Origin of the sequence: Nitrosovibrio sp. Nv6 (assembly GCF_900110495.1) — a bacterium.
Classification (GTDB): Bacteria; Pseudomonadota; Gammaproteobacteria; order Burkholderiales; family Nitrosomonadaceae; genus Nitrosospira.
In genome coordinates, this window is sequence record NZ_FODX01000006.1 from 22,178 (window position 1) to 47,138 (window position 24,961).

Genomic DNA, 24,961 nt, shown 5'->3' on the forward strand with positions numbered 1-24,961 from the left:
GGGAGCAAAGGTGCCAATTCCCTCTCGCGTTAGAACGGGCAGACGTCGGGAATCATGAGCAGGCTCTTTAACAGTTAGAGCCGTGCTGTGTATTTAGCTGATGCGTCCTGAATCCATTTTGGTCGTCTGGCGCTTGGTGTAGGGCGTCTCGTCATACGGTATGTCGGGTGTGTCCTTAGGCTGTGCAGGTTGTCCAGAGGATTCCTTATAGGACTTGGTTCCATAATAAGAATGAATCGTGGTCTGCCAAGTGGGATCCGCCATATCCGGCCAATTATCCTTGTCGAATCCGGGGGCGGATTCCAGCCGCTCCTTATCAACGTCAAGTATGAAACGCTTTTTCGCAGTATCCAGCTTCAGCGCATTCCAGGGCACAGCGAAGAGCTTGCCGCCCATGCCCATCAATCCGCCGAAAGACAACACCGCATAGGCAATCTTACCGTTGTTCATATCCAGCATGATTTCCTTGATATCGCCGAGGTCTTCGTCTTTTTGATTGTAAACATCCTCTCCCATGAGCGTGTCGGCACCCATCAGCCGGGGGCCAGGCCCCTTCTCGTCATAGCCTTTGTACATCCCATACGTATCGCGATCTTCGTAGCTCATGTTTGCCTCCTAGTGATTAGCGATGATTTTCAATCAATGTATCGGTGGATTTCCAGGCACCGCAATGATTAAAGGATAGGGGAGAGAATCATTTTGATCGGTACGGTAAGTCACACAAAGAAATTTTGTTATTGATCGGCCGGAGGAAATCTTTCTGCTATAAGGTGTAGGGCCATGGCAAGAATGACGTGTCGTTTCCTGCAAAATGTGCCCGGTTCTCTCGTGGAGACGCTGAATGAACCCTTTGCGTTGTCAGCATCCGGGTCGTGTACAATGCGGAAACGCTGTCGGTGCTGTCAGGGCTCGATTGGCGGCAGGCACGGTTTCCATAAGCGTGCGCAGGTACATTAACCCTTTAAACTCTTCAAAGACCCCTTTAACAAAGTCTTCAATTACCGCTTGTCTGCCTTGTTTAGCGTAAAGAAAGGTTTCCCGTAACTCGTGCCGTCCATTACTTAACGTTATGACTTTCTTAGTTCCCGCTATCGTCACACCAGGTCATCTCCGCGTCCGGATACATCAATCATGACCAGCCAAAGCACGGAACGCAAAAGCCCTGCTGGTCATCAATCCCTGGGCTTGCTGAGCCTCGCCGCGCTGGGTGTCGTCTATGGAGATATCGGTACAAGCCCCTTATACGTCATGAAAACCGTTTTCGACCCGATCCATGGGCTTGTTGTCAGCGAGGGCAATGTGATCGGTGTGATCTCTCTCATTTTTTGGGCACTCGTGATTGTGGTGTCGCTCAAGTACATAACATTGATCCTGCGCGCGGACAATAATGGAGAGGGCGGTATTATGGCGCTGCTGTCGCTTGCCAGTTCCTCGGTGGCGAACCGGCCGCGCCTGCGCAATATCCTGTTTCTCATTGGCGCATTTGGCGCGGCACTATTCTTCGGGGATGGTGTTATTACACCGGCGATCTCGGTTTTGAGCGCGGTGGAAGGCCTGGAGGTAGCAACGCCGCTGCTCAAGCCATATGTACTGCCAATAACATTGACTGTGCTGATTGCGCTTTTCATGCTGCAACAACGGGGTACAGGGGGAATCGGTGCGATGTTCGGTCCGATAACGCTGATATGGTTCACCACCCTGGGGTTCGTCGGCCTGGTGAATATCAGTCTCGCACCACAGATATTGGTGGCGTTCAGCCCTTTACATGCCGTATCGTTTTGCCTGAACAATGGTTGGCTTGCATTTATCGCGTTTGGAGCTGTAGTGCTGGCGGTTACGGGCGGAGAGGCGCTCTATGCCGACATGGGGCATTTTGGTGCGAAACCCATTCGATTGGCGTGGTATGGATGCGTCCTTCCCGCGCTCACGTTGAATTATCTCGGCCAAGGGGCGCTCCTGCTCTCGAACCCATCAGCAATCTCCAATCCCTTTTTTCTGTTGTTTCCCTCCTGGGCGCTTTACGCTGCCGTCGGGTTGGCGACGGTGGCGACCGTAATCGCATCGCAAGCGGTTATTTCCGGCGTCTTTTCGATGACCAAGCAAGCCATTCAGTTGGGATTCTTGCCGCGGATGCAAATCAAGCATACATCCGACCGCAAGATCGGCCAGATATATATCCCTTTCGTCAATTGGGCTTTGCTGGCGGCGGTAATTATGGCGGTACTGGGATTCGGCTCGTCATCCAGTCTCGCCTCTGCCTATGGGGTCGCTGTTACCACGACGATGGTGATTGAAACCATACTGACCTTTTTTGTAATTCGCTACGCCTGGAACTACCCCTTCTTCCTGTGCCTGTTGGCGACGGGATTTTTCCTGTTGATCGACACGACTTTTTTTGCCGCCACCATGCTGAAAATCGCGCAGGGGGGATGGTTTCCGCTCGCGATCGGAGGGGTAGTCTTCTTTGTCATGTCCACGTGGAATCGGGGGCGTCAAATTCTGGTTGAGCATTTGCGCTCGGCGGCAATCCCGCTCCAGCCATTCCTGGAATCACTAATGGCGCATCCGCCGGCGCGCGTCGCCGGCACATCGGTTTTTTTGACCGCGGATCCGGATGGCGTACCCCATGCGCTACTACATAATCTCGCACATAACCAGGTCCTGCATGAGCGCGTCGTGATTCTCACCGTGATGTACATCGAAACCCCGCGGATACTCAAAGAACATCGAATATCCGTGAAGCCATTGGTCGACAACTGCTACCAGGTTACGGTGCGATATGGTTTCAAAGACGAGCCCAATCTGCCCTATGCGCTTGAATTGTGCGAACCATATGGACTTGTGTTCGAGCCGCTTCAAACATCGTACTTTCTCAGCCGCGACATCGTCGTACCCAGTCCAGGCGCCGGCATGGGTTTGTGGCGGGAACGTATCTTTGCCGCAATGGCACGTAATGCAAGCAACGCTGCCGAATATTTCAAATTACCGGCAAATCGTGTCCTTGAACTCGGCGCGCGGGTAGAGATATGACCTTATTTTCCTATTCCACGAACCGTCAGGCCATTCACGTCATTCAGCTGAATAACGGGTACGGCACAGTAGGGTGTGAAATGGATGTAACCCACTTATTGAGATTGGCGCGCCCAACACGATTCGAACGTGTGACCCCCGCCTTCGGAGGGCGGTACTCTATCCAGCTGAGCTATGGGCGCAATATAGATGAGATAGGAGTGTTTATTGAATTTGCCGCTAGGATAACGTTTTTTCTCCCCCCAGTCCAACCTAAACAAATCGCTTTTGCTTGAATACGCGAACCTATACAATAATGATTTTTTTACTTGCGGAGTTATTGTGAGCGGCAGTGAAGATGATGGGCATTCCTCGGCTATAAAGACACCTAAACAATTAGTTACGGTCATCGTGGCCGCGTTTGTGTTTCCGGTTATGATTCTTTGGCTATTGGGCAAGTTTATTACCGGAGATGCTCCCATAGATCCAAATAGCCGTGCTTTTTCTGACGAAGCCGTTGCGCAGCGTTTGGAGCCGGTGGGTAAATTGGTGCTCGCGGGTGATTCTTCTCACGGTGACGTGCAACTGGAAGCTGGATCCGGTCCGGTAGCGGATGCCGCATCGGCGTCCGTGGCTGCTTCCGCCGCTGCGTCGGTGGCAGATGCGGGAGACCCGATAGAGAAAGCGAAGGCAATTTATACCGCCAGTTGCGCCGCCTGTCACACTACCGGTGCGGCAGGCGCACCCAAGCTTGGGGACAATTCGGCTTGGGCGCCGCGCATCAAGGCCGGCAACGAGACGCTCTACACGAGCGCACTCAAGGGCAAAAACGCAATGCCGCCCAAAGGCGGGAACGCCAGCCTATCGGACGCCGAAGTCAAAGCGGTAGTCGATTATATGGTGAGCCAGTCAAAATAATTCGGCGCGGGTAGTGGAACGGGTGTAACAGGGCGATAGGGGGTTCCGTATCGCCCTTGTTTTTGGCAAGGATGTCTTCGCTAATATACGGCTATACGATTGCATTAATCTCTGGTTAACTCTCCTTCAATCCATGGCCACATTCGCAATCGGTGACTTGCAAGGCTGTTATCAGGAATTCAGGGAGCTTCTTGACCTGATTCATTTCGACCGTGCAAAAGACAGGCTGTGGCTCGTCGGGGACCTCGTCAACCGTGGTCCTGATTCGCTGGCTATATTGCGTTTTGTGAGGGACTTGGACGAAGCAGCAGTAATGGTACTGGGAAACCATGATCTGCATCTGCTCATGGTCGCTGAAGGATGCAGCGAACTGCATCGGAACGACACCCTGCAGGATATCCTCGATGCACCCGACAGGGACGAGCTGCTCTATTGGTTGCGTCAGCAGAAGCTGTTGCATGTGGCGGGGAATTACGTGATGGTACACGCGGGCTTGCTGCCATCCTGGACCGTCGAGCAAGCCTCTCTGCTGTCAAAAATAGTGGAGACGGCGTTGCGCAGGACGGACTTCCACGAACTTTGCGCCAACATGTATGGAAACCAGCCCGACCATTGGGACGATAGTCTGGAAGGCTACGAGCGCCTGCGAGTGATCATCAACGCCATGACACGAATGCGTGTCTGCACCCCTGATGGAAAAATGGATTTTTCTCACAAGGGTCTGGTGCAGGACATTCCGGCCGGTTATCTACCATGGTTCGAGACACCAAATCGCGCCAGCCGGGAGGCCACCATTGTTTGCGGGCATTGGTCGGCGCTGGGTCTGCAAGTCCGGGATAACCTGATAGCATTGGACACGGGTTGCTTGTGGGGCGGGAGCCTTACCGCTATTCGTCTGGAAGATCGGAAGGTTTTTCAGGTGTCTTGTGCGGCAGAGGAAGAGACAAGGCGCTGGCAATAGCCTGCTCCGCGCCCCGTGCAAGTTCTCGCCGGTTTTTTCCGCTACTGTCAATCGGATCGGCGAAGATCAGTTCTACATCGATCCTGGGTTGCCGCAATACCCGGCGCAATGATTCCAGCAGAGAAATATTGACTAGCGGCGCCGCTTTACTGATTTCACCCGACATGCCGGTATAACGTATTGCGACGGGGTACAGCCTGGCTGAAACGGTTATCGCGGATTGCAGCAGTGACGCATGGAAATGCCGAAGCGCGTTGCCGTCGCCGGTAGTGCCCTCAGGAAATAGCGCAACCCGATCCCCAATTTTTAACGCATCGGCGATATCCTCATTTATTCTGGCCGTATCGCGGCGCTTGGTGCGCTCTATAAACAACGTACCGACGTTACGGCTCAACCAGCCGAACAGTGGCCAGCCGCGAATTTCAGCCTTGGCTACGAAACGGGCGGGACATACTGTTATCAGCGAGTAAACATCCAGCCATGAGACATGATTGGCGGCTAGCATCACCGGTCGTGCTTCCATCGGTGGCGGAGTGCCATGATAACGTAATCTGATACAAAGAATCGCAAGTAGTCGCGCTGACCATTTCTGGGCCATACGCCTTTGCGCTGGCTGACCGAGATGCGGATAAGCTGCGGACTGAATCAAGCCCGAAATAATATGCAACAACAAGCGGACGGAGCGAAAAACCTGCGTCAGTCGACTATTGATTTCATTTTTCATGTCATTATTATTATGCATCAATAATGACAGTACCTCGACATGGCATCAGGCGCTCTTTCCGGCGAAACTCCCCATGAATCCCCTCCTCGAACTCATCCCCGATGGAATCGCCGCGCTTTGGTTTAATCCGTTTATGGTTTAACCCGCGTTGAGGCCCAATTCCTCCCGGACGCCGTCGCTTGTACTCTCTATTCCTGAAATCCGGGGGTCATCCAGAGCCCCCTGCTATTTTCCGACTAGTGCGAGACGCGTGAGACCCCACCGCCTCCCAGAATCCTTACACGCTCGCCGGGTTTGAATTCCTCATCGGCTTCCTGGGTTATGGATACCAGAGAGCCGTTGTCCAGTTTGACGGTGATCTCCAGCCCAGTCCTGCTTGTAACACCTTGTTCCAGCGCCTGCCCCACCAGGCCGCCGCCGAGTGCGCCAAGAACAGCGGCAATGGCGCCCAGCCTGCCGCTAGCAGCGGTGCTGGCGCCTATCCCGCCGGCGACACCGCCGGCTACCGCCCCGATACCACTGCGGGTACCCTCGATCTTTACTTCCCGCACACTTTCCACTACCCCGGTACGCACGCTTTGTTCCTGACGGGCCTGACCGCGAGTGTAGTCGCTGCCCGACGACCCCGCTGCACAGCCAGTCAAAATAGCTACCGATGAGCATATAAGCGCTATCGCAAAGATATTCATCCGGTTCATTGCGCCCTCGCTAGAGAATGCGGCTGCCGAAATTTTCAAAATATCGCTGGTCTATTTCATCCCGCGTGAACTTGTGATTTTGCCCGCCCCGCTCCGCAATTTTAAGGGCTCCCATAAGGGAACCGAGCTGCCCGGTGCTCTGCCAATCCATTCCGTTGGTAATTCCGTACAGCAACCCTGCGCGATAAGCATCGCCGCAACCTGTCGGATCGATCAGCTTATCCGGTTTAACGCTTGGAATCTCGATCTGTTGACCATCAGTGTAAACTACCGACCCCTCGGCGCCTTTTGTGACAATCAATCCTTTTACAAGTTTTGCCAGCGCTTCCAGCGTGCGTCCGGTGCGCTCATGCAGTAGTTGACCTTCGTAGTCGTTCACCGCGATGTAATCCGCCTTGCGGATAAAATCCAGCAGCTCTTCACCGTTGAACATGGGCAACCCTTGTCCGGGATCGAACATAAAGGGAACTCCCGCCTCGTGAAATTCGCGTGCATGCTGCACCATGCCATCCCTTCCGTCCGGTGCAACAATGCCGAGGCTTACCTTTTTTGCATCAACTACGTGATTCTCATGCGAATAATTCATCGCACCAGGGTGAAAGGCGGTGATCTGGTTATCTGATAGATCAGTAGTGATGAATGCCTGTGCGGTAAACGTGCCCTGTACCTGACGAATATGGGTCTGCGCAATATCCAGACTCGCCAGACGGGATGCGTAAGGCTGATAGTCATCGCCAACGGTGGCCATGATAAGCGGCTCGCCGCCTATCATTTGCAAGTTGTAGGCAATATTGCCAGCACAGCCGCCAAACTCCCGGCGCATATCCGGTACCAGAAAAGCGACGTTCAGGATATGAATTTGTTCCGGCAGGATGTGGTTCTTGAAATGGTCTTTGAACACCATGATGGTGTCGTAAGCAATGGAGCCGCAAATGAGTGTATGCATGGGCCTGCCAAGGGATTAGAGAAAGTTTTTCAACTTTTGAATCAGAAGCTGTCTGGACACGTTCAAACCTGTTTCCAGGTCAAGTCCAGCTCGCGCGCGGCTTTTACATCGTCCAGCCTGCGTACGGGAGTGGTATGGGGCGCGTTTTTAACCAATTCCGGCTGATTGTGGGCTTCTTCCATGATTTCCTTCATGGCCGCCACAAACGCATCCAGCGTTTCCCTGGATTCGGTTTCAGCGGGTTCGATCAGCATGCATTCAGGTACCAGAAGCGGAAAATAAATAGTAGGGGCGTGGTAACCCTTGTCCAGCAGCCGCTTGGCCACGTTCATCGCAGTGATGCCCGTTTTTTCCTTGAGTTCTTTCAGCGTCACGATAAATTCATGGCTGGCGCGACGGGTCGGATAGGCGATCTCAAAGCCCGCCTTGCTCATTTCCGCCATCAGGTAATTGGCATTAAGCGCAGCGAATTCGGCTACGCGGTGCATGCCTTCCGCCCCCAGCAGACGCACGTAGACATAGGCCCGGAGCAGTACACCCGCGTTACCCATATGCGCCGAAAGTCTGCCGATCGTTTGCGGGATATCCTTTTCCGTCAGCCAGCGATACATTCCGTTGTCGGATCCCACTACCGGCACAGGCATGAAAGGCAATAAACGCGGCGCGACTCCTACCGGCGCCGACCCTGGGCCCCCGCCGCCATGGGGGGTGGAAAAAGTCTTGTGGAGGTTGATATGAATGACATCAAAACCCATATCGCCCGGCTTCACCTTGCCGAGTATGGCGTTCAGGTTTGCGCCATCGTAATACAGCAGCCCGCCCGCCTCGTGGACGAGTTTGCTCATCTCGGCGACGTTCTTTTCGAACACGCCAAGTGTCGAGGGGTTGGTCAGCATCAGTCCCGCCGTTTGCGGCCCAACGGCTGCTTTCAGCGCTTCCATGTCCACGTCGCCTTCCTTGTCGGTGGCTATCTCCACCACCTTGTAGCCGCACATTACCGCTGTGGCTGGATTGGTTCCGTGCGCAGCATCGGGGACGATGATTTCGGTGCGAGCGGAGTCGCCGCGAGATTCATGATAAGCGCGTATCATCGCGATGCCGATCAGTTCGCCCTGCGCACCCGCCATCGGCGTAAGGCATACTCCCGCCATGCCGGTTACATCTTTCAGGATTTCCTGCAACTCGTACATGCATGCCAGAAATCCCTGACCGGTACTTTCCGGCGCCCGCGGGTGCCGCGCCAGAAATTGAGGCAGCATGGCAAGCGAATTGCACGCCCGGGGGTTGTACTTCATCGTGCAGGAGCCAAGCGGATAAAACTGCGTGTCTATCGAAAAATTCTTTTGCGATAGCCGCGTGTAATGACGCACCGCATCCATTTCGGATACTTCCGGCAATAGTGGCGGTACTTTACGCATCAGGTTCTGCGGAATGCCAACTATTTCCGCAGCGGCTGGGGATTGAGAATAATTGCGCCGCCCCGGGCGTGAATGTTCAAATATCAGCATGGTTAAATCCGAGTGTTTACGATCAGTGTTTTTTTTGGGGAAGCAGGTTGGGGGAATCGGATGACCTGTGTCTTTTTTGCGCTGGGCACCCTTAGGATTGCAGCGCAGCCAAGGCCGCATCGTAGTTGGGTTCATCCTTGATTTCGGGTACGAGTTCGGCATGAATTATTTTATCGTTCTCATCCAGTACCACGACAGCGCGGGCAGTGATGCCGGCCAACGGACCGTCGGCGATGGCAACGCCATAATTTTTCATGAATTCAGACCCTCGCATGGTGGAAAGTGTCACAACCTTATCCAATCCCTCGATGTCGCAGAAGCGGCTCATCGCAAACGGCAGGTCAGCGGCGATTATCAGCACCACCGTATTGTCCATGTTGCTGGCCTTTTCGTTGAATTTGCGGGTCGACATTGCACAGACCGGGGTATCCAGGCTGGGAACGATGTTGAGCACCTTTTTCCTGCCCGCAAAATCGGCCAGCGTGACGTCTTTCAAGTCCTTGTTCACCAGCGAGAATTCTGGCGCTTTATCGCCCACCTTTGGAAAGGTTCCTTCAATTTTGATGGGATTGCCGGCGAGAGTGACCATGCTATTTCTCCTTAATTGAGAGTGAATAATTCCGAGTGGTTGAGAATCGACTAAATTGAATTACGAATTTTCGAGGACGCCGCGCAATTGGCCAGCGTACTTATCCAAATCCTCTGATGTTTTCGTTTCCGTCGCGCATACCAGCATTGCATGGCCAAGTTCCGGATAATACCCTTCCAGATCCAGTCCGCCCAGTATTCCCCGGGATTCCAGTGCATGCATGATTTCCCCGGCCGGCGCCGGCAGTGAAACGACTATTTCGTGAAACAACGATCCGTTGAAAAGTCTTTTCACCCCCTTTAGCGTTTCCAGTTTTTCCAGCAGGCTCAATGTGTTTGCATGGGACTGCGCGGCAGTTCGGCGCAAACCTTCCGGGCCCATGAGCGCGAGATAAATAGTTGCCGCAGTGACCATCAGCCCTTGATTTGTACAGATGTTCGAAGTGGCTTTGGAGCGTCGGATGTGCTGTTCGCGTGCCTGAAGGGTAAGTACAAAACCACTCCTGCCATCCTGATCCGTGGTGCGCCCAATGATGCGGCCGGGCATCTGGCGCACCAATGCCTGCTTGCAGGCCATGAAACCGAAATAGGGTCCGCCGCTTGAAAGGGGAATTCCAAGTGGCTGGCCTTCGCCCACTGCTACATCCGCGCCCTTTTCGCCCCACTCCCCCGGCGGGGTGAGTATTGCGAGCGCCATGGGGTTGACCACGCCTATGGCCAATGCATTTTTGCTGTGCGCCCAGTCGGTGAGCGTATCAACCTCTTCGAGCACGCCAAAAAAATTGGGTTGGGGAATGACCAGCGCGGCAAATTCTTCCTTGCCAAACTCATCCAGCGCTTCAGCCAGGGTCTGACCGGATGCCTTGCAATAAGGTAGTTCAACGACATCAATACCCTGATTCCTGACAATGGCGCGCACTACGCTGCGATAAACAGGGTGAACGGTCGACGGTATCAGAATACGGCGCGAGGACTTATGCGAGCGTACCGCCATCAATGCAGCTTCCGCCAAGGCGGATGCGCCGTCGTACATGCTGGCGTTGGACACATCCATTCCGGTGAGCGACGCCATTATCGTCTGGTATTCGTAGAGCAGTTGCAGCGTGCCCTGGCTGGCTTCCGCCTGGTAGGGGGTATACGAGGAGTAGAATTCGCCGCGAGTGGCTATTTGCCATACAGCAGCCGGGATATGGTGTTCATAGGCGCCGGCACCGATGAAGTTGAGATAGCGTCCGTCGGTCTCAGCCCGTTCCAGCATGAGCCGTGATATTTCCATCTCGCTCAAGCCGGGGGGAACCCCTTTCAGGCCGCCGCTTTTCAAGGCAGGCGGAATTTCATCGAACAGGTTATCTATGCTGTTTGCGCCGATGCTCGCAAGCATCGTTTGTACATCTTCTTGAGTATGTGGAATGAACGGCATGGGTGTGTGTTCCGCGATTCGTCTGGTAATGAAGTGAAGCCTGAATAATGAAAATATAAGGCTGAAAGTGTTAGCTGCGCGCTTCGTTTTCCATCGCCTGCAATTTATTGGTTTTCTTCGCTTTCGAGTATTTTCTGATACGCTGCATAATCGAGCAGGTTAGCCAGATCTGCCGCATTTACGGATTTCAGCTTGAAAAGCCAGGCTGCATAGGCATCCTGATTGATTTTCTCGGGGGCCGATTCCAGATCGGGATTGACGGCAGCCACTTCTCCCGCGATGGGTGCATATACGTCGGCAGCCGCCTTCACTGATTCGACGACGGCGCATTCCTCTCCCTGTTTGAGTTTGCGACCCACCTTGGGAGTTTCCACGAATACCATGTCACCCAGCAACTCCTGGGCATGCTGGGTAATACCTATGGTCGCTGTGCCGTCGTCTTCAAGCCTCACCCATTCGTGGGATTTGGTGTACTTCAGATCGTTTGGAATACTCATGTTTTGCTCCAGAATTAAATGACAGTTACTTCACTGCCCATATCAAACCAAAATTTTGCCGTTTCGCACGAAGGGATATTTCACCACTTTCGCTCTCAACATCTTGTCCCGCACCACTACCTGTACCTCATCTTCAGGAGATGCATTCAGAGGTAGCCGCGCGAGTGCGATGGACTGGTTAAGCGTCGGAGAAAAGCCTCCGCTGGTAATTTCGCCTTCGTCTCCGTGTTCGCCTTGGCCTGCCTTCGCATCGTACTGTATAACGATCTTCTGATGGCTTCGTAATACTCCCCGATCCAATAAAATCAGGCCAATCAGTTGCCGCGTCACAGGTTTTTCAAGAAGTGCCTGCTTGCCGATAAATTCCCGATCACTTTTCAAATCAATTGTCCAGCCCAACCCGGATTCTAACGGATTGGTAGTTTCATCCATATCCTGGCCGTAAAGATTCATTCCGGCTTCAAGCCGTAGCGTATCGCGCGCACCCAGTCCCGCGGGCGCGACGCCCGCGGCATGGAGCGCGTTCCAGAAATCTGCGGCATCAACTGCCGGCAGCATTATCTCAAACCCGTCCTCGCCAGTGTAGCCGGTACGTGCAATGAAATACTTGTCAAAAAAAGTTGCCTGAAACAGCTTGAGATTCTCTGTTTCAGCCTGAGACCCCGCAATGACTTGCCAAACCTTGGCACGGGCGTTAGGTCCCTGCACGGCGATCATGGCGAGATCACGGCGCGGGATAATTTCCAGGCCGGGAGCGATTTTATCTCGCTGGGCCTGCATCCACGCCAGGTCCTTTTCGGCGGTGCCGGCATTGACGACCGTACGGAAATGCGATTCCGCAAGAAAATAGATGATGAGATCATCTATTACGCCTCCCTCGGGATTGAGCATGCAGGAATAGAGTGCCTTGCCGGGCTGTGTCAGTTTGTCCACGTTGTTGGCGACGAGCCGACGCAAGAAATCACGCGCAGCCTCGCCCTTGATATCGAGGGCCAGCATGTGCGAAACGTCGAACATGCCCGCATCACTGCGCACCCTGTGATGTTCATCAAGTTGGGAGCCGTAATGCAAAGGCATATCCCAGCCGCCGAAATCGACCATCTTGGCGTTCATGTCGCGGTGGGTTTGATTAAGAGTGGTTGCTTTCAAAGATCGATACCTCAAAAAAAAGGGTGAAGTCATATGCGACATGACTTCACCCCTCTGTCCTTGTTACCTGAGAGATTACGGAATATGTGCTCCTCCATTCCGTCTGCCCCTTCGGTGGCCAACTCCATGTTGGCACTCTCCAGATTGCCCTTTCGCAAGCGGTTCTCAAGGATCAAGGCTGACATGATCTACGCCTGAGCGATTCCGGGGGGTTGCGCCTTCGGCGGCGCCACTGAAAATTGGCGCGCTCTTCCGCTTGGATATAAATGGCAGATACGAACTATACTCCAGCAATCGGGATCAAGACAAGGTGTATCACATCCTGAACTGTCCTCGCATTAGATTCCAATATTAATCGATCAAGGAATTTTGAACTTATAGTGGTATCTTATCCAAGCCCAGCAGGATTTTGACTCGAATTTTTCTGCTACTTGTCTGAACGAGTAAAGCGATTTGACGCTGTGATAACACCGGCGGGCTTTCCGAACGCGTGAGGTAATAATGTATTTTGGCCACTTTGGGCTTTCCGAGCCGCCCTTTGCCCATTCATCAACTACCGAATTTTTTTACGAAGGGTCCAACCGGGGCGCGACGCTGGATGCGCTCATCTATGTGCTCACACACGGTGAGGGAGTTGAAGGCGTTATCCAGGTCACAGGCGATGCCGGCAGCGGCAAAACCACGTTATGCCGGTCGTTGATGAAGCGATTGCCTGCACAGATGCAAACCATTTATGTCGCCAAGCCCGATTTGTCGCGAGAAGAATTTCTCCGTTCAATTGCAGACCAATTGAATTTCGGGGTCGCCGAAAGTTGCGCTGCCGCTGCGCGGTCCACACATGCGATAGAAGAACTGCAACGCGCGCTGGCCGAAAAATATACCGCTAGCAGGCAAGTAGTGTTACTCATGGATGAGGCCCATGCCATGTCTGCGGAGGCGCTCGAAGATGCATTGACGCTATACGACCTTGAATCGTCCTGTCACAAGTTGCTCCAGATTGTCCTGTTTGGGCAGCCCGAACTTAAAGATACGCTGGGTTTGCCGCAGATACGCAAGTTCAAGAATCGCTTCACTCATCACTTTGTCTTGCAGCCATTCAATGCTAAAGCGGTTGCGGAATATCTGATGTCCCGCCTACGTGACGCGGGCTACCGTGGCCCTGGTATATTTTCTGCCGAAGCCATACGAATGATTGCCAGGGCTTCCAGCGGACTCATCCGCCGGGTGGATATTCTTGCTGATAAGTCCATGCTGGCTGCGTCCCGTGCTAATGCTCGTGAAATAAAAGCGCAGCATGTTAAAGCAGCCTTTGAGGATGACGCAATCACGACCCGTTTCCACTGGCGGGACAGGCTGGATCTGTTGAACTATCGCCCAGTCAGTACACGCATCATATTTTCCACCTTAGCTGCAGGGATGCTGAGCGTGCTGGGCTGGCAGGCACTTTATTCCTCCCCAACGGAGGTTGCCTCTATTGCCGCTTCGGCGCCGCTTGAAGCACACCTGCCAGTGCGGGCTTCGATCACCGCGCCTGCTCCAGTCCCAGCTCCAGTGTATCCCGCGAGAACTCCCTCCTCAGTTTCGGTAGCGGCCTCTACGCCTCCCGCGCCCCCCTCCATATCTTCCAAACCTTCCATATCTTCCCAGTCTCTTGAAAATGCGGTGGAAATGTCAACTTTCCCTCAAAACCAGCCGGGTGCCGCGGCAGAGCAGCCGAGGAGTGCTAAATCGAGTATCGCCGGGGTAAAGTTGGCAGAGTATGCGTTGTTGGCGCAGCGGGTTGGGGAAACAAGGAAAGCCGTCGCTGCGGCGGATCCGGATTTCTATACAATTCACCTCTTTGCCACTGATAATGTCCAGCCAGACCGGATGGAGCGATTTCTGGCACGGGCTCAGGGTGTCGTTGATCTATCCGATCTCTATGTGCATCCGGTAACTGACGGAGACCAGGCCAAGTTCAGAGTCACCTACGGTATTTACTCCAGTCGCGATGAAGCCACTGCGGCAGTGGCCGAACTTCCACAGAAATATCAAAGCGCTTTTCACGCTGAACTGTATACTTTGAGCGAACTACGCTGATCCTTCATCGCATAGCTTTCCGCTTTAGCGGGTTACCGTAGCATGTAATCCAAACCCATGATGTTACAATGGTCACTGTCCGTCAACCTCGACCTCCACCCTATTCCATGCCGGCGCCTCATCTTGATACTGCCCTGAGCGGCCCAATCCTTGATCTGGAGAGATGCATCATCGATGCCATGCCCTCGATTGAGCACTGGCTGCGCAACGAGTGGCAGAAGCATTCCGTGCCGTTTTACTGCTCTGTGGATTTACGCAACAGTGGATTCAAGCTGGCGCCCGTGGACACGAATCTGTTTCCCGGGGGATTCAATAATCTCAACCCGGAATTCATGCCGTTGTGCGTACAGGCGATGATGGCGGCGGTTGAGAAAATATGTGCCGGTGCTCGAAGTGTACTGTTGATTCCCGAAAATCATACCCGCAATATTTTTTACCTGCAAAATCTGGCAACGTTGCAAGCCATTATGCGGCATGCGGGCATAGAAATTCGCATCGGTACTCTGCTGCCCGAGATCACCACCGCCACAACGGTCAGCCTTCCCGACGGTGGCAAGCTTACGCTGGAGCTGGTTCAACGCAAAGGCGATCATCTGCTTGTAGAAGACTTTGATCCGTGCGTCGTACTCCTCAATAACGATCTCTCAACCGGCATTCCCCCGATCCTGCAAAATCTCGAACAGACTGTCATTCCGCCTCTCCATGGGGGATGGGCGACGCGTCGAAAATCGCAGCATTTCGCCGCCTACGATAATGTGGCTCAACAGTTTGCCGGCCTGATCGGCATCGATCCGTGGCTCATCAATCCCTATTTTGCCGCCTGTGGAAAAATTAATTTTCGTGAAAAAAAAGGGGAAGACTGCGTCGCGAACACCGTAGACGAAATCCTGCGCGACATCCGGGAAAAATATGTGCAATATGGGGTCAAGGAAGACCCTTTCGTCATTGTTAAAGCCGATGCGGGTACTTATGGCATGGGTATCATGACGGTAAAGGACGGCGCCGAAGTCCGCGCGCTTAACCGTAAACAGCGTAATAAAATGGCAGTGGTGAAAGAGGGCCTGCAGGTGACCGAAGTCATGGTGCAGGAAGGGGTATACACTTTCGAGCGAGTTAATGAAGCAGTCGCGGAGCCTGTCATTTACATGATCGATCGTTACGTGGTTGGCGGATTTTACCGCGTGCACACCGGGCGCGGCATTGACGAGAACCTCAACGCGCCTGGTATGCAATTCGTACCGCTGGCGTTTGAAGACACCTGTCTGTTGCCAGACCGCGAAGCAGGGCCAGGCTGCAGCACCAACCGATTTTATGCTTATGGCGTGATTGCCCGGCTGGCGTTGCTGGCGGCTGCGCAAGAGCTGGAGAAAAGCGAAGGGCGCATTGCGGCCGCTGTTGCCTAGCAACAAATCCGACTCATGCGGCGCTGACAAATACTGTACAGGCTGTCTAATCTGAAACATCCCGCTCTTTACGATGTCTTGTACGCGAGCAGCGTGCGTAACCGAGGGTTCATGATTCATGAAGCTCGCTTTTATACTCGACCACCTCGATTCAATCAAAACATATAAAGACTCAAGCTTTGCCATGATGCGTGAGGCTGCTTCCCGTGGCCATAGGTTGTTCTCCCTGCAACAGGGCGACTTGGCCTGGAAAGGAGGTGAGACGATCGGTTTTGCGCGTGTGCTGGAGTTGGCGGGCGATGCCGATGGCGCGGATAGCGGGGATAAGGACCGCCGCTGGTATCGGACAGAAGACCCGGAGGAAATTCCGTTACAGGAATTTGACGTTGTGCTGATGCGCAAGGACCCTCCATTCGACATGGAGTATGTCTACAGTACCTATTTGCTGGAGCTGGCAGAAAGCCACGGTGCGCATGTAATCAATAGCGCGCGCGCGGTGCGGGATCATAACGAGAAGCTCGCCATAGCGAAGTTTCCTCAATATACCGTGCCTACCCTAGTCACAAGGCAGGAACACCTGATTCGCGATTTTCTTGCCGAACACCGCGATCTCATCCTGAAACCCCTGGATGGCATGGGGGGAGCGAGTATATTTCGCATCCACCGCGACGATCACAATTTAGGCGTGATAATAGAAACCCTGACGCATTACGGCACACGTACCATTATGGCTCAGCGGTATATTCCCGAAATCATTCAGGGTGACAAACGCATCCTGCTGATCGCTGGAGAGCCAGTACCCTATACGCTTGCACGCATTCCCAAACCAGGGGAATCGCGCGGCAATCTTACCGCAGGCGCTACCGGGTTAGCACAGCCTTTGACCCGGCGCGACCGTGAAATCGCGGAAGCGCTGGGGCCCGCATTATATGACAAGGGTTTAATGCTGGTTGGGTTGGACGTGATCGGTGACTACCTCACCGAGATCAATGTCACCAGTCCCACGGGCATGAGGGAAATTGCCGATCAGACCGGCTTCAACGTGGCTGGAATGATGGTGGATGCGCTTGAAGAGAGTGCCACTAAAAATCTTTGAGCAAGGTACTGCGCCAGAGACCCAATAAGATATTTCATTCCGATTCTTGTCTGCCCAGCCTGGACTTACGTTAGGCCGATTCTCTGTATTGTATTTTTGTGTGGCGCTGTTTGCCGAGCTATCCTCGCGAAAACCTGAAGCCATTCGTAGAAGTCTTTGAAGTCTTCCGTCGAAGACGCGATTGCCAAAGGACGTCGCTCAGCCGCACGAGGCCGACAATGCTAGAATGCTTTTCCATCCTCTGATAATCAAATATGGCAGCAGACCATGATTGGAATTTTAATTATCTCGCACGGTAATCTGGGCGATAGCCTTATCCATTGCGCTAATCACGTGATGGGGAGGAAGTCGCCGTATTTGACGCATCTGAGTATTACCATTCAGGACGACCCTGATGTTGTCATGCCGAGGGCGCTCGAGCTGGTCAGAGAACTGGACCAGGGCGATGGCGTACTGGTGTTGAGTGACATCTGCGGTGCAACGCCGTGCAATATAGCCAGTCGGCTGATTAGCTCGGGAAAGGTGGAGTGTCTCGCTGGCGTTAATCTGCCAATGCTGATACGGGCGCTTACCTATCGCAATGAATCACTTGGGGTAGTTGGGGAAAAAGCATTGGCAGGCGGCAAGGAAGGCGTCATGCGTCTGGATCCAGGACTGCAAAATGCAATATAGAGAAGTCAAGATTCTGAACAAATTGGGAATGCATGCCCGTGCTTCCGCAAAGCTTACCCAATTGGCCGGCCGATACCGCAGCGAAGTATGGTTGTCACGAAATGAGCGGAAAGTCAATGCAAAAAGCATTATGGGAGTCATGATGCTGGCGGCGAATCAGGGCGTCACCCTGGGCATTGAAACAACGGGCGCGGACGAGGCAGAAGCGATGCAGGCCCTGGTAAACCTGATCGAGAATCGGTTCGGAGAAAGCGAGTGAGCTTTGTGTTGCACGGTGTGGGGGTTTCCGGCGGCATTGCGATAGGACACGCTCATCTTGCATCCCATGCCGCGCTGGAGGTGGCGCATCACACCGTGCCGCAGGATCAGGTCAGCAATGAGATCTCCCGCCTCGACACGGCATTCACAGCAGTTCGTGAAGAGCTTGAGGCATTGCATGCCTCCGTTGTCAGTGGCCCCGCAGCCGCAGAATATGGCGCATTTCTCGATCTGCATCGGATGATTCTGGACGATCCCACGCTTTCCACCGCGGCAAAAACCTATATTGCTCAAAACCAGTGTAACGCTGAATGGGCTATCACCCAGCAGATGGACGTATTGATGGCGCAGTTCGAGGAGATTGAGGATGCATATCTCCGTGAACGAAAAACCGATGTCATTCAAGTGGTGGAAAGAGTACTGAAAGCTTTGCTGGGCCACCCCGGTTATGTTCCAGCCCCGCTAAAGCACGATGGGGACAGTATTCTGGTTGCCCATGATTTAAGTCCCGCCGATGTGCTGCAGTATAAACAGCACTGGTTTACCGCGTTTCTCACCGACTTGGGCGGTTTGACTTCACACACCGCTATCGTCGCGCGCAGTCTCAATATTCCCTCTATCGTGGCCCTGCATCATGCGCGCCAGCTCATTCGTGATAACGATGTGCTGATCGTGGACGGCAGCCAGGGTGTAGTAATAGTCGATCCTGACGAGCATGTGCTGTCTGAGTATCGGCTGCGCCAGAGCCAGCTCGAATTGGAAAAACAGAAGCTGAAGCGCATCAAGACAATTGCTGCGACGACGCTGGACGGCACGACGATAGAATTGCACGCCAACATCGAACTGCCTCAGGATGTTGAACAGGTAAAAGAAAACGGAGCGACCGGCATCGGCCTGTTCCGCAGTGAGTTCCTGTTTCTCAATCGCGATACGCTGCCCGACGAGGACGAACAGTTTGAAGCATATCGTACCGTGGCCCGAAAAATGCGGGGACTGCCGGTAACGATACGCACATTCGATCTGGGCGCCGACAAGAATCTTGACCACGCAAAGCGAGTGGCAGCCAATCCGGCGCTGGGATTGCGCGCCATCCGGCTGAGTCTGGCTGAACCGCAAATGTTCAATACCCAGTTGCGCGCGATTCTGCGCGCTTCCCGTTATGGCCAGATTCATATTCTGGTGCCGATGCTCTCCAGTGTTTCCGAAATCACGCAGACATTGCATTTTGTCGAAAACGCCAAACAAAGCTTGCGCAACGAAAAAATTCCTTTCGACGAGAAAATACAAGTGGGAGGAATGATTGAGATCCCTGCCGCTGCGCTGTGCCTCGATATTTTCATGCGCAAGCTGGATTTCCTGTCAATCGGCACCAACGATCTGATTCAGTACACCCTGGCGATAGACCGTGCCGATGACTCTGTGGCACACCTCTATGACTCGTTGCATCCGGCGGTGTTGCGACTGGTGGCTCATATCATACGCAGCGCCAACCGGACCGGGATACCGGTGTCGGTATGCGGCGAAATTGCCGGGGATCTGGTGTTCACCCGGCTTCTACTCGGTTTTGGGCTCAGGTCATTTTCCATGCATCCCGCGCAACTGCTGACTGTGAAAAGAGAGGTATTGAGAAGTAACCTGCCTGATATCATACCGCTCACGCAAAAAATACTTAAAGCCGACGATCCGGATAGAATTCATGCGTTATTGATGAAGCTGAATGGCTGACGTTTTTGTATGAGGACTAATGAGCAACGATGCGCAGTTGGATTTTCAGAGGTGTGTTTGACTATAATTGCCGGTTACGGATTGCATTCATCGCGCCCGAAGATACAACCGCCAAGTCACGCAGGATCTTTTTATACGCGAATACGCGAGATAAGGGAGATCAAAATTGCTGTTTATCTTTTACATGTATTTGCAGTTCATTAGTTATAAATCATCCTTCTGATCTCCTGACGGTTTTTTCACGTTAATGCAAGATTCTGATTCAATTAGTATCGTCGCGCCGCAAATTGCGCGTTTCGACACGCCCTTGCATTTAAAGAGCGGGACAGCGCTCGACAATTACGAGTTGGTATATGAAACCTACGGCGAACTCAACGCCGCCAGATCCAACGCTGTACTGATTTGCCACGCACTTTCAGGTAATCATCATCTCGCTGGCTTCTACGCGGACAATCCAAAGAGCGGAGGCTGGTGGAATAACATGATCGGCGCCGGCAAATCCATCGATACCAAAAAATTCTTTGTCATAGGAGTGAACAACCTTGGCGGTTGCCACGGTTCCACCGGACCTGCCAGCATCAATGCAAAAACCGGCAAATGCTACGGTCCGGATTTTCCGGTAGTGACGGTAGAAGACTGGGTGCAAACACAGGTAAGGCTGGCGGACTACCTCGGCATCGATCAATTCGCAGCAGTGGCGGGCGGCAGCCTTGGTGGAATGCAGGCCCTGCAATGGACGCTCGATTTTCCGGAAAGGGTGCGCCACGCACTGATCATCGCCGCTGCAGCCAAGTTAACCGCGCAAAACATCGCTTTCAATGATGTTGCACGCCAGGCGATCATTACCGATCAGGATTTTCACGGCGGGGATTACTATTCGCACGGCGTAGTGCCACGGCGGGGGTTACGGCTTGCCCGCATGCTGGGGCATATCACCTATCTGTCGGATGATGCGATGGCGGCGAAGTTCGGACGGGAACTGCGTAACGGCGCACTCGCGTTCGGTTACGACGTTGAGTTCGAAATAGAGTCGTACCTGCGCTATCAGGGAGACAAATTCGCCGACCAGTTCGATGCGAATACCTATTTGCTGATGACCAAGGCACTGGATTATTTTGATCCCGCATACCAGCACAACAACGATTTGAGCGCGGCATTCCGCGCCGCCAAGGCAAATTACCTGGTGTTGTCTTTTACTACCGACTGGCGTTTTTCGCCCGAACGCTCGCGCGCCATTGTCAGAGCATTGCTGGATAACGAACTGAATGTCAGTTATGCGGAAATCACGTCCAGCCATGGACATGATTCCTTTCTGATGGAAGATCGTCATTATCACAAGCTGGTTCGCGCTTATATGGACAACATTGTTATATAAGAAGACAGAGATAATCGTATGGAATGGATCCTTGAAAAATCGGCCATTAAGCGGTTAAATTATCCATTGTTTATGCGGATCGCCGCCATGACTTGCGTCCTCGGCAGATAAATGAGCATCGCCCGAAGCTTTATTTCCAGATACGCCTTACCGGAGTTCCATGAATAGTGCGTGTGCAGCTCGTCGGTTGTTACGAGCCCATCGCTATGGCGCGTTATGTGCCCTGTCGAAGAAGTTCAACGGCCATCCATTCGGCTCAATGACGTCGTATATGGTGGATCACGACGGCAGCCCGCTCATCCTTATCAGCACATTGGCGGAGCATACCAAGAATATCCAGCACGATCCTCGCGTCAGCCTCATTACATACAGCCAGGACGACTCGGATATCCAGTCACAAGCGCGCATCACGGTGGTGGGCGAGGCACAACCGGCAATGGATAAACAGCAGATCGGTACGCGCTATCTGCGCTATTTTCCGGAGGCACAAAGCTACCTCGTCATGAGCGATTTTTCTTTCTACCGCATCAGGCCGCTGACGCTGCGTTACATTGGCGGCTTCGGCAAAATCCATTGGGTTTCGGCAGCCAGCTATCTGGTAGCGCCCTATCCATTGATCGAACAGGAGGACGGCGTCATCACACACATGAACACGGATCATCGCGACACTATGCGCCGCTACTGCCGGCACGTTCATCAACGGGATACGCTGAACGTGGAAATGCTGGGTATCGACTGTGACGGTTTCGATGTGCGTGCCGATGACCGGATATTGCGTTTCGATTTTACGGAGAGGGTTCTGGATGCGCAGCAGGCCAGACGTGCATTAGTGGAAATGGCGCGAAGCGCAGGATAATCCTCCTACCACCGATGTGATCAGGGTGACTACACTCTGCGTGTAACTAATTAGACGCTACAATATTCGGAATTCTGTCACTCCCTTCGCCTGACGAGAACCGTTTGATGCCATTTGGCCCGAACCTATAAACAACATTTTTTGATGCGGGATTCATAACTCCTGTGAATACTGAAGACGTGGCTGACATTACTGCCCCATCCGTTGCCTACACGCATAGGCCCGATTTTGCCGTCATTGCTGCATGGGTAAAACCGGGCGCGAAAGTGCTTGATCTCGGCTGTGGGGATGGCTCGCTTATATGTTTTTTGCGCGACGCACGCAACATCCGCGGCTATGGCGTGGAAATTGACGATACCAATGTTCTGGCTTGTTTCAATAATGGGGTAAACGTAATACAGAGCGATCTGGAATCGGGGCTGCAAAGTTTCGAATCGGGATCATTCGATTATGTGGTTCTCTCGCAAACGTTGCAGGCAGTAAAAAATACGGAGAACATCGTCAAGGAAATGCTGCGGGTGAGCAAAGAAGGCATCGTGTCATTCCCGAATTTCGGGTACTGGAAAAATCGCCTGCAGGTTTTATCGGGCAACATGCCTGTTTCGGAAGCGCTGCCCTATCAATGGTTCGACACGCCTAACATTCACAACTGTACGTTGGGTGATTTTGAGGAATTCTGCAGCCAGCATGGCGCACGCATTCTCGAACGCAGTGTAATGAGTGGAAATCATCAGATCACATTTATGCCTAATTTGCTGGGAATGCTGGCGTTTTACCGGTTTGAACAGCAGAAATAGCGGCAGAAATACTTATCAGTATCACTTCAAACGCGCAGAGGACTCGGCAGTTTCGAATTTCGCCCGTCCGGCCAGCCATACCAGAATTAAAACCGGCAGGCCGAGTAACGCCGTGCCGGTAAAGAAGCTGGCATAACCGTACGCATCGACGAAGTCGCCGCTGAATCCGGCGATGAATTTTGGCAGCAACAACATCACTGAGCTGAACAGCGCGTACTGCGTAGCGGAATAGGCCGAGTTGGTGAGACCGGAAAGATAAGCGATAAAAGCTGAAGAGGCGATGCCGCCGGACAGATTATCGGCTGAGATGGTAAATATCAATCCGGTGACGTCGTGCCCGCGCCCTGTCAGCCAGACAAAAAGCAGATTAGTCGCCGCCGACAATACTGCTCCCAGAAAAAGCGTACGCATGATACCGATTTTCGCCGTCAGCACCCCTCCTATGGCTGCGCCGACGATCGTCATGATGACCCCATAAACCTTGGAAACCGTTGCCACTTCGTCCTTTGTGTAACCCATGTCGACATAAAAAGGGTTGCTCATCACGCCCATTACGACATCCGAGATGCGGTAAACGGCGATTAACGCCAGAATCAGCAAAGCCTGCCCGCCATGGCGCACAATAAAGTCACGGAAAGGCGCTACCATTGCTCCATACAGCCAGGCGAACAGCTGTTCGAGTTTGCTGTTCAGATGCCAGTGAGCGATGGTTTTCCGGGCGCGGTCCTCATTCTCGGAGATGAGACGAGTGACTGGAACTTCCGGCTCGCGGATAATCAGGGTGGTAACAATCCCGACCCCCATGCAGGCAGCCATCGTCAGGTAGGCAATACGCCAAGGCGCGTGCTCGTAAGTCACCTCTGAAAGATCTGCGGCCGCAGCGATCCACAAAGCACCAGCGGAAGCCAGAATCATCGCCAGGCGATAACCCGCCTGGTAAGTGGCGGCCATGGCGCCCTGTAGCCTCGGTGCGACGGCTTCGATCCGATAGGCGTCCAGGGCGATATCCTGAGTGGCGGAAGCGAAAGCAACAGCCAGGGCGAAGAAGACCATATGCGCCAGGTTCTCGAGTGGGTCGGTGCTGGCTATACCGACCAGCGCGACGGCAATGGCGACTTGCGATAGCAAAAGCCACGCACGCCGCCGGCCAAGCAATCGCGTTAATAACGGCAACGGCAGGCGATCCACCAGCGGAGACCACATCCATTTGAAACCATAAGCCAGACCGATCCAGCTCAAGTGGCCGATAGTGGAACGGTCGATTCCGGCTTCCCGCAGCCAGAATGAAAGCGTGCCCATTACCAGCAACAGGGGCAAACCGGCAGAGAAGCCCAGTGACAGCATTCCCAGCACCCTGGGATGCGTATATATGCGAAAAGCATGCAGCCAGCTGGATAGGGTGGCTGACATTATTCCAGACCCGGCATTCGGACAGGACGTGGTCTCCCAATCGGTTTTGAGCGGTCAACCGTCGGGATCGGAATCATAAATTGTAGTCGTAGTCGATAATAAGCGGCGAATGATCAGAGAAACGTTCGGTCTTGTAAATCGAAACCGCGTTGGCTTTGGCAGCAATTCCCGGCGTGGCAATCTGATAGTCGATGCGCCAACCGACATTTTTCGCCCAAGCCTGTCCTCGATTTGACCACCAGGTATATTGCTCAGGCTCTACATTGATTTGCCTGAATACGTCTACAAACCCAAGCTCTTGAAAAACGCCGGTAAGCCAGGTGCGTTCTTCAGGAAGAAAGCCGGAATTCTTCTGGTTGGATCGCCAGTTTTTCAGATCGATTTCCTTATGGGCAATGTTCCAGTCACCACATAAAATAATCTCACTGCCGCAATCAGCCAGTTTTTTAAGCATGGGGAAAAATCGCTCCATGAAAAAGAATTTGGCAGCCTGCCGATGCTCACCGCTCGATCCCGAAGGAAAATAGATCGATATCACACTCAAATGGCCAAAGTCCAGGCGTAGAAAGCGTCCTTCCGCATCAATCTCAGGAATGCCTAACCCCTCGATGACATTGTCCGGCTCATGCCGGCTATAGATACCCACACCGCTGTATCCTCTTTTTTCAGCACAGTGAAAATAACCATGGTAGCTATCAGGCGCGAGGATTTCCCCAGTAATGTCGCTGGTTTGTGCTTTCAGTTCCTGCACGCATACCAGATCCGCGTCCTGCATTTTCAGCCATTGAAAAAAACCCTTGCTTGCGGCGGAGCGCACGCCGTTCAGGTTAAGCGTTATAATTCGCACGTCTATTTTTTCCGATTTGTCATAG

23 protein-coding genes, 1 tRNA gene and 1 riboswitch are annotated in these 24,961 nt (G+C 53.2%); of the genes, 12 read left to right on the plus strand and 12 right to left on the minus strand.

Translation table 11 applies throughout. The features are described from left to right. Positions 1–93: 93 nt before the first annotated feature. Positions 94–606, minus strand: coding sequence for a PRC-barrel domain-containing protein (locus BMX66_RS11975; RefSeq protein WP_090882507.1), 513 nt, complete (start codon positions 604–606; stop codon positions 94–96). A 525-nt stretch (positions 607–1,131) separates the two neighbouring features. Between BMX66_RS11975 and BMX66_RS11980 the strand changes: the two genes are divergently transcribed. Further along, positions 1,132–3,030 carry a potassium transporter Kup gene (locus BMX66_RS11980; protein ID WP_090882509.1) on the plus strand — a complete coding sequence of 633 codons (1,899 nt, stop codon included), beginning with the start codon at positions 1,132–1,134 and terminating at the stop codon, positions 3,028–3,030. A gap of 105 nt (positions 3,031–3,135) precedes the next feature. Here BMX66_RS11980 and BMX66_RS11985 read toward each other — a convergent pair. Further along, a tRNA-Arg gene (locus BMX66_RS11985) sits at positions 3,136–3,212 on the minus strand. Positions 3,213–3,351: 139 nt separating this feature from the next. Between BMX66_RS11985 and BMX66_RS11990 the strand changes: the two genes are divergently transcribed. Further along, complete coding sequence (locus tag BMX66_RS11990; protein ID WP_090882511.1) at positions 3,352–3,927, plus strand: c-type cytochrome; 576 nt, start codon at positions 3,352–3,354, stop codon at positions 3,925–3,927. A gap of 133 nt (positions 3,928–4,060) precedes the next feature. Further along, positions 4,061–4,888, plus strand: coding sequence for a symmetrical bis(5'-nucleosyl)-tetraphosphatase (locus BMX66_RS11995; RefSeq protein ID WP_090882513.1), 828 nt, complete (start codon positions 4,061–4,063; stop codon positions 4,886–4,888). Here BMX66_RS11995 and BMX66_RS12000 read toward each other — a convergent pair. The 8 genes from BMX66_RS12000 to gcvT form a co-directional block, all read right to left on the minus strand. After that, entirely contained in the window at positions 4,815–5,630 is an 816-nt protein-coding gene (locus tag BMX66_RS12000; protein WP_255398942.1) for a lysophospholipid acyltransferase family protein, read from the minus strand. The genes BMX66_RS11995 and BMX66_RS12000 overlap by 74 nt on opposite strands. Positions 5,631–5,848: 218 nt before the next feature. Further along, the gene (locus tag BMX66_RS12005; protein WP_369826987.1) at positions 5,849–6,301 is read right to left on the minus strand and encodes an outer membrane lipoprotein; all 453 of its coding nucleotides are present in this window, start codon (positions 6,299–6,301) and stop codon (positions 5,849–5,851) included. A gap of 19 nt (positions 6,302–6,320) precedes the next feature. After that, positions 6,321–7,256: a carbohydrate kinase family protein gene (locus tag BMX66_RS12010; protein ID WP_090882519.1), complete on the minus strand. Its 936-nt coding sequence runs from the start codon at positions 7,254–7,256 to the stop codon at positions 6,321–6,323. Between the two features lie 62 nt (positions 7,257–7,318). Next, entirely contained in the window at positions 7,319–8,764 is a 1,446-nt protein-coding gene (gene gcvPB, locus BMX66_RS12015) for an aminomethyl-transferring glycine dehydrogenase subunit GcvPB (protein ID WP_090882522.1), read from the minus strand. 91 nt (positions 8,765–8,855) lie between these two features. Further along, a complete protein-coding gene (gene tpx / locus BMX66_RS12020; RefSeq protein ID WP_090882524.1) occupies positions 8,856–9,353 on the minus strand; it encodes a thiol peroxidase in 498 nt (165 codons plus the stop codon). A gap of 60 nt (positions 9,354–9,413) precedes the next feature. Further along, the gene (gene gcvPA, locus BMX66_RS12025) at positions 9,414–10,772 is read right to left on the minus strand and encodes an aminomethyl-transferring glycine dehydrogenase subunit GcvPA (protein ID WP_090882526.1); all 1,359 of its coding nucleotides are present in this window, start codon (positions 10,770–10,772) and stop codon (positions 9,414–9,416) included. Between the two features lie 104 nt (positions 10,773–10,876). Continuing rightward, positions 10,877–11,269 carry a glycine cleavage system protein GcvH gene (gene gcvH / locus BMX66_RS12030; protein WP_090882527.1) on the minus strand — a complete coding sequence of 131 codons (393 nt, stop codon included), beginning with the start codon at positions 11,267–11,269 and terminating at the stop codon, positions 10,877–10,879. A 42-nt stretch (positions 11,270–11,311) separates the two neighbouring features. Beyond that, a complete protein-coding gene (gene gcvT / locus BMX66_RS12035; RefSeq protein WP_090882792.1) occupies positions 11,312–12,451 on the minus strand; it encodes a glycine cleavage system aminomethyltransferase GcvT in 1,140 nt (379 codons plus the stop codon). An 11-nt stretch (positions 12,452–12,462) separates the two neighbouring features. After that, positions 12,463–12,571: riboswitch (glycine riboswitch) on the minus strand. 348 nt (positions 12,572–12,919) lie between these two features. Here gcvT and BMX66_RS12040 point away from each other — a divergent pair. The 9 genes from BMX66_RS12040 (at position 12,920) to metW (ending at position 22,679) form a co-directional block, all read left to right on the plus strand. Further along, positions 12,920–14,497: an ExeA family protein gene (locus BMX66_RS12040; protein ID WP_090882529.1), complete on the plus strand. Its 1,578-nt coding sequence runs from the start codon at positions 12,920–12,922 to the stop codon at positions 14,495–14,497. A gap of 107 nt (positions 14,498–14,604) precedes the next feature. Then, positions 14,605–15,900: a glutamate--cysteine ligase gene (gshA, locus tag BMX66_RS12045; protein ID WP_090882532.1), complete on the plus strand. Its 1,296-nt coding sequence runs from the start codon at positions 14,605–14,607 to the stop codon at positions 15,898–15,900. Between the two features lie 118 nt (positions 15,901–16,018). Continuing rightward, positions 16,019–16,996 carry a glutathione synthase gene (gene gshB, locus BMX66_RS12050; RefSeq protein ID WP_090882534.1) on the plus strand — a complete coding sequence of 326 codons (978 nt, stop codon included), beginning with the start codon at positions 16,019–16,021 and terminating at the stop codon, positions 16,994–16,996. 267 nt (positions 16,997–17,263) lie between these two features. Next, positions 17,264–17,668: a PTS sugar transporter subunit IIA gene (locus BMX66_RS12055; RefSeq protein ID WP_090882536.1), complete on the plus strand. Its 405-nt coding sequence runs from the start codon at positions 17,264–17,266 to the stop codon at positions 17,666–17,668. Continuing rightward, complete coding sequence (locus BMX66_RS12060; RefSeq protein WP_090882538.1) at positions 17,658–17,927, plus strand: HPr family phosphocarrier protein; 270 nt, start codon at positions 17,658–17,660, stop codon at positions 17,925–17,927. Before BMX66_RS12055 ends, BMX66_RS12060 begins: the two co-directional genes overlap by 11 nt. After that, a complete protein-coding gene (ptsP, locus tag BMX66_RS12065; protein WP_090882540.1) occupies positions 17,924–19,651 on the plus strand; it encodes a phosphoenolpyruvate--protein phosphotransferase in 1,728 nt (575 codons plus the stop codon). Before BMX66_RS12060 ends, ptsP begins: the two co-directional genes overlap by 4 nt. 247 nt (positions 19,652–19,898) lie before the next feature. Further along, positions 19,899–21,026 carry a homoserine O-succinyltransferase MetX gene (locus BMX66_RS12070; RefSeq protein WP_090882542.1) on the plus strand — a complete coding sequence of 376 codons (1,128 nt, stop codon included), beginning with the start codon at positions 19,899–19,901 and terminating at the stop codon, positions 21,024–21,026. 160 nt (positions 21,027–21,186) lie between these two features. Further along, on the plus strand, positions 21,187–21,882 hold the full coding sequence (locus BMX66_RS12075) for a HugZ family pyridoxamine 5'-phosphate oxidase (RefSeq protein WP_090882544.1): 696 nt from the start codon (positions 21,187–21,189) through the stop codon (positions 21,880–21,882). 164 nt (positions 21,883–22,046) lie between these two features. Next, positions 22,047–22,679, plus strand: a complete 633-nt coding sequence (metW, locus tag BMX66_RS12080) for a methionine biosynthesis protein MetW (protein WP_255398943.1) — start codon at positions 22,047–22,049, stop codon at positions 22,677–22,679. Between the two features lie 21 nt (positions 22,680–22,700). Here the strand turns inward: metW and BMX66_RS12085 are convergent, their stop codons facing one another. After that, positions 22,701–24,089, minus strand: coding sequence for an AmpG family muropeptide MFS transporter (locus BMX66_RS12085; RefSeq protein WP_090882546.1), 1,389 nt, complete (start codon positions 24,087–24,089; stop codon positions 22,701–22,703). Between the two features lie 73 nt (positions 24,090–24,162). Beyond that, complete coding sequence (locus tag BMX66_RS12090; protein WP_090882548.1) at positions 24,163–24,936, minus strand: exodeoxyribonuclease III; 774 nt, start codon at positions 24,934–24,936, stop codon at positions 24,163–24,165. Positions 24,937–24,961: the final 25 nt, after the last annotated feature.